Here is a 5,459-nt window from a genome sequence, read left to right as displayed (position 1 = left end):
CTTGAGCATCTTGCCGAAATCGGTCGCTGCGCCGCGACCGAAGTCGTTGTTGAGGACGAGGAAATCGACCTTCTTCAGCCCGAGGCGGCCGACCATCGGCGCGAAGGTCTCGGCCTCCAGCGACGAGGGCGGCGAGATCCGGAACACGTAAGGGTTGCCGGAGGTCGTGATCTTGCCGGACGAGGAGGTCTCGACCAGCATCGGCGTCTCGTAATCCGCGAGCTTGGGCATCACGGCGAGCGTCAGGCTGGAGCCCCAGGCGCCCATCATCACCGGGGTCTTGTCGCTGGTGATCAGCTTCTCGGCGACCGCGGCGGCCTCGGTCGGGTTGCTCTTGTTGTCCTCGATCACGAGTTCCAGCGTCTTGCCGAGGACGCCGCCCTTGGCGTTGATCTCGTCGGCGGCGATCTTGGCGCCGTTCACCACGTAGGTGCCCGAGGCCGCGAACGGCCCGGTCAGGGGCTCGTTGACGCCGATGCGGATCGCGTCCGCCCGGGCGCCCGTCGCCGTCAGCGCCAGCAGGATCGCGGTCGTGAGGGTGAACCTGCTGGGCATTCGCGTGTCTCCGGTGCGTTGAGGCGGGGTGGGATCAGGCGCGGCCGAACCACGCCGCGAGGCGCGCGCGGGCGAGGCCGAGGAGCAGGCGGAGCGGCTTGAGGCCGGCGGGGGCCGGGGCCGCGACGCCCGAGAGCCGGGCATCGAGGTTGCGGGCGAACTCCACCGCGATGCGGCCGGCGAGGTCGCGCACGAGGCCGGGGCGGCCGAACTGGGCGAGTGGCCCGGTCAGGGTGTAGCCGACGTCGAGTGCGACCCGGGCGGTGCCCGGCGCCGGTCCAGCCTCGACCCGGTAGCGGATCCGGCCCTCGGTGGCCGAGCGGCCGCCGGAGTCGGTTCCGGCGCCGTGGACCGAGCCGGTCCGCGCCGCCTCCTGCCGCGTGAGGCGGGCGCGACCGCGGAACGTCACGGCGATCGGTCCGATCCGCGCCTGCAGGCCGCCCTCCACGGCGTCGGGCGCGGGCCGCGCCGTCAGGACCGCGCCGGGCAGGCAGGCGGCGACCGCGTCGATATCGCCCAGCAGCGCGAAGACGGCCTCCGGCGGATGCGCGAGGTCGAGCGCCTGCGTGAAGCTGTGAGCCGGCTCAAAGGTGTCGGACAGATCCGCCACCGCGGCGGGCGCGACCGGGGCGAGGGGCTTGGCCGGCGGAGTCAGGGGCGCGACCATCGCCTCGCCGACCCGCGCGCCGACCGGGCCGAGGGCGCGCGCCGCGCCGGTCTCCGGGGGGATGCCGCGCCCGCGCCGGTCCGCGATCACCGCCATCACGGCCCGGACGATGCCGGCATAGCCGGTGCAGCGGCAGAGATTGCCCGACAGGCCGACGCGGATCCGCCGCTCGTCGGCCTCGGGCAGCCGCAGGACCAGGTCGCGGGCGGCCACCAGCATCCCGGGCGTGCAGTAGCCGCACTGGAGCGCATGCTCGCGGTTGAAGGCGGCCCGCAGCTCGCCCGTGATCGCGTCCGTGTCGAGGCCCTCGATCGTGGTGACGGCGGCGCCCGCGCAGGCGCCCGCGAAGGTCAGGCAGGCGCGGGCGGGCTCGCCGTCGAGCAGCACCGTGCAGGCGCCGCAGACGCCGTGCTCGCAGCCCAGATGCGTGCCGGTGAGGTCGAGCTCGTCGCGCAGCACGTCGCCGAGATGGCTGCGTGGCTCGGCCGCGACCCGGACGGCGCGGCCGTTCACCGTCAGCGCGAGGGCCATGCGGGACGCCCCGGGTTCGGCCAGCGCGGCGCTCATGCGGCCTCCGGAAGGGGCTTGGCGTGGGGAACGGGCCCGGCCGCCGCCACCGCGCGGGCGAGGACGGTGACGTGGATGTGCCGCTCGACCGCGTCGGCCATCCCGGCCTCCCGCAGGGCCTGATCCGCGACCCGGGGATCGAAGCGCGCGGCGAAGTCGGCGCCGATGCGGCCGCCGAAGAGCGGGCGCGCATCGGCCAGGAGCACGGGCGGCCCCTCGACCGCGCCGATCACGGCCCGGCCCCGGCCCGCGCCGGGTTCGAGGCGCACGGCTCCGATGGCGTGGGCGAACTCGCCGATCTTCGCACAGTGCTTGACGTAGCCCCAGGCGGCGCCCGCCGGCAGCGCCGGCACGCGCACGGCGACGAGGATCTCGCCCGCGCCGAGCGCCACTTCGAGGGCGCCGGTGACGAAGCGCTCCACCGGCAGGGTGCGGCGGCCGTTCCGGCCCGCGATCTCGACCTCGGCACCGAGGGCCGTCAGGGCGCTGACCCAATCGGCGGCCGGATCGGCGTGGACGAGGCTGCCGCCGACCGTGCCGCGGTTGCGCACCGGCCGGTAGGCGATCGCCGACGCCACCCGCTGCAGGGCGCCGCCGGTGACGTCGGCAACGCGCCCGTCCTCGATGTCGGCATGGGTCACGCAGGCCCCGAGGACGAGCGTGTCGCCCTCGACCCGGGCTTCCCGGAGCTCGGGGATGCCGGTGATGTCGAGGATGAGATCCGGCTCGACGAGGCGCAGGTTCAGCATCGGCCCGAGTGACTGCCCTCCCGCGATCAGCTTCACGTTGCAGGTGGCCTGTGCGAGGCGGTCCAAGAGCGCGGCGAGGCTGCCCGGCCGCTCCCAGGCGAAGGGTGCGGGCTTCATGCGGCCTCCCGCGCGGTGTCGGCGGGCGCGCGGGCGGCGAGCACGGCCTCCACGATGCGTCGGGGGGTGACGGGGGAATGCAGCATCTCGACGCCCAGCGGCGCCAGCGCGTCGTTGACGGCGTTGGCCAGCGCCGCCGGGGGCGCGATGGCGCCGCCCTCGCCGATGCCCTTCTGGCCGAAGCGCGTGTAGGGCGAGGGCGTCTCCATGTGGTCGATGCGCGCCAACGGCACGTCGGCGGCGCCGGGCAGGAGGTAGTCGGCGAAGGTCGAGGCGAGCGGCTGGCCGCGCCCGTCGAAGCGCACCTCCTCGAACAGTGCCGTGCCGATCCCCTGGGCGAGGCCGCCGTAGATCTGGCCGTCGACCACGAGGGGATTCACCAGCGTGCCGCCGTCCTCGACGATGACGTAGTCGAGGATCTCCACCGCTCCGAGATCGGGATCGACCGCCACCACGGCCGCGTGCGCCGCGTACGAGAAGGTGCCGGAATCGCGCACCGGCTTGTAGCCGGCGGTGACTTCGAGGCCGCCGGGATCGGTGTCGGGCGCGAGATCCTGCGGGCGCCGGTACCAGGTGCGGGCGATGGCCTCGAGCGGGACGTCGCCCGTGGGGCTGACGACGTGGCCGCCTTCGAAGCGGCACTCCTCGGGCCGCGCCTGGAGCAGGTGGGCGCCGATCCGCACGGCGCGGGCGCGCAGTTCCTCGCAGGCCGCCGCGACCGCGCCGCCGGCCATCACCATCACGCGCGAGCCCCAGGAGCCGGTGGAGTAGGGTGTCATCGCCGTGTCGCCGTGGACGAGGCGGGTACGCGCCACCGGCACGCCCAGGATCTCGTGGGCGACCTGGGCGAGGGTCGTCTCCAGACCCTGGCCGTGGGAATGGGCGCCGATCCGCAGCTCCAGGCCGCCGTCCGGGGTCAGGCGGGCGCTGGCCTGCTCGTGGCCCGGCACCATCGGGATCCCCCAGCCGGAATAGACCGAGGTGCCGTGCGCCGCCTGCTCGCAGTAGATCGCGAGGCCGAGGCCGATCCGGCGCCCATCCGGCTCGCCCTGCCGCTGGCGTGCGCGGACCGCCTCCACGTCGATGGCCTTCAGCGCCCGGGCCAGGGCCTCCGGGTAGTCGCCGCTGTCGAAGTGCTTCTTCGTGATGTTGTCGAACGGCATCTGGTCAGGCCGCACGAGGTTCTTCTCGCGCACAATCTCGGGCGCGACCCCCGCCGCGCGGGCGACCGCGTCGAGCACCAGTTCTAGGGCGAAGCAGACGCCGGTGCGCGCCACCCCCCGATAGGGCAGGATCGGGCACTTGTTGGTCGCCACGGACCATGTCCGGCAGCGATAGGCCGGGAAGTCGTAGGGCCCCGGCAGGATGCTGGCGACTTGCGCGGCCTCCAGGCAGGCCGAGAACGGATAGGCCGAGTAGGCGCCGGAATCGACGGTGGCCTCGCAGTCGATGCCGCGCAGGGTCCCGTCCCGCTCCGCGTAGGCGGTGATGCGGTAATGGTGCTCGCGGCAATTGGCGTTGGCGGTCAGGTGCTCGCGTCGGTCCTCCAGCCAGCGGACCGGGTGGCCGTAGCGGAGCGCGAGCCACGCCAGCGCCACGTCCTCGGCGAGCAGGATCGCCTTGTAGCCGAATCCGCCGCCGACATCCGGCGAGACGATGCGAATGCGCCCCTGCTCGATCCCGAGGCATTCCGAGAGACCGTTGCGCACGATGTGCGGCATCTGGCTCGCGGTGTGGACGACGAGCTGGTCGAGGCGGTGATCGAGCTGCACGACGGTGCCGCGGCCCTCGATCGGCGCCATGCATTGCCGCCCCGTCGAGATGGTGCGGCTGACCCGGATCGGCGCGTCGAGGGCACTCTCGATGCCGACGTCGACCAGGGTCTCCAGGAAGACGTTGTCGCCCCAGTGCTCGTGGACGAGGGCGGAGCCCGGCTCGCGCGCGGCCAGCATGTCGTGGATTGCAGGCAATTCCTCCAGGTCGAGCACCACGGAGGCGGCGATGTCCTCGGCCTCCGCGCGGGTCGGGGCGACGCACATCGCCACCAACTCGCCCACCTGCCGGACCTTGCCGGTGGCGAGCACCGGCTGCTCAGAGACCTTGAAGCCGGGCAGCCCTGAGACGGCCCGGATCGGCAGCACCCCGTCGAGGTCGGCGGCGGTGAAGACGCGGTCGCGGCAGGCTTCCGGCACGTGGATGGCGCGGATCCGGGCATGCGCCATCGGACTGCGCACGAAGGCGACGTCCTGCAGACCCGGCAACCGGAGGTCGCCGACATACTGGCCGCGCCCGCGCATCAGGCGGTCGTCCTCCTTGCGGGGCAGGGAGGCCCCGACGCCCTCGCGGCTCATCGGGCGCCTCCGAGAAGGTCCTGCGCGGCCCGGACCAGGATGCCGTCGGGCCGGCGGAATCCGTCGAGGATCGAGAAGTGGTCGGCGCCCGGCACAGGCAGCAGGGCGCCCGGCGCGTGGGCGGCGCTGCGCAGGGCGTGGAGGTTGCGTGCGTCGTGGACGAGGGCGGGCAGCTCCCGGCTGCCGTAGGCGATCGTCATGGGCTTCGGCGTGACCGCCAGCCGCAGGGGCGACAGCGTCTCGATCTCGACCTCGGTCAGCCCGAGCTTCTCGTTCAGGTAGGTCTCGCGGATCGGCGCGAGGTCGTAGACGCCGGAGATCGCCAGGATCGCGGACACGGCGGGATGTCCGAGGTGGAGAGCGGCGAGGTGCGCCCCCGCGGACCAGCCGGCAAGGATCGTCGGGCCGCCGATCCCGCGCGCCGGTCCGTGCACGGCGAGCCAGTCGAGGGCG

At 73.8% G+C, this 5,459-nt stretch carries 5 protein-coding genes; all 5 read right to left on the bottom strand.

The window, feature by feature from the left end:
* The coding region (locus I53_RS22100) for an ABC transporter substrate-binding protein (RefSeq protein ID WP_043354724.1) at window positions 1-555 on the bottom strand (555 nt) is incomplete at its 3' end.
* 34 nt (window positions 556-589) lie between these two features.
* A complete protein-coding gene (locus I53_RS22095) occupies window positions 590-1,789 on the bottom strand; it encodes a 2Fe-2S iron-sulfur cluster-binding protein (protein WP_043354722.1) in 1,200 nt (399 codons plus the stop codon).
* Complete coding sequence (locus I53_RS22090; protein ID WP_043354720.1) at window positions 1,786-2,655, bottom strand: xanthine dehydrogenase family protein subunit M; 870 nt, start codon at window positions 2,653-2,655, stop codon at window positions 1,786-1,788. Before I53_RS22090 ends, I53_RS22095 begins: the two co-directional genes overlap by 4 nt.
* On the bottom strand, window positions 2,652-5,006 hold the full coding sequence (locus I53_RS22085; RefSeq protein WP_043354718.1) for a xanthine dehydrogenase family protein molybdopterin-binding subunit: 2,355 nt from the start codon (window positions 5,004-5,006) through the stop codon (window positions 2,652-2,654). The genes I53_RS22090 and I53_RS22085 overlap by 4 nt, the downstream gene beginning before the upstream one ends.
* Window positions 5,003-5,459 (bottom strand): esterase (locus tag I53_RS22080; protein WP_043354716.1); only part of this gene is annotated, 457 nt, incomplete at its 5' end. The genes I53_RS22085 and I53_RS22080, both read right to left, overlap by 4 nt.

This window comes from Methylobacterium sp. B1 (genome assembly GCF_000333255.1).
Lineage (GTDB): Bacteria > Pseudomonadota > Alphaproteobacteria > Rhizobiales > Beijerinckiaceae > Methylobacterium > Methylobacterium fujisawaense.
The sequence above is the reverse complement of the archived record's forward strand: the minus strand, read 5'-3'. Positions and strand labels throughout refer to the sequence as shown.

Coding starts and splice junctions, on each gene's coding strand:
- I53_RS22095 (WP_043354722.1), bottom strand. CDS start 1,789: ATGAGCGCCGCGCTGGCCGAACCCGGGGCGTCCCGCATGGCCCTCGCG.
- I53_RS22090 (WP_043354720.1), bottom strand. CDS start 2,655: ATGAAGCCCGCACCCTTCGCCTGGGAGCGGCCGGGCAGCCTCGCCGCG.
- I53_RS22085 (WP_043354718.1), bottom strand. CDS start 5,006: ATGAGCCGCGAGGGCGTCGGGGCCTCCCTGCCCCGCAAGGAGGACGAC.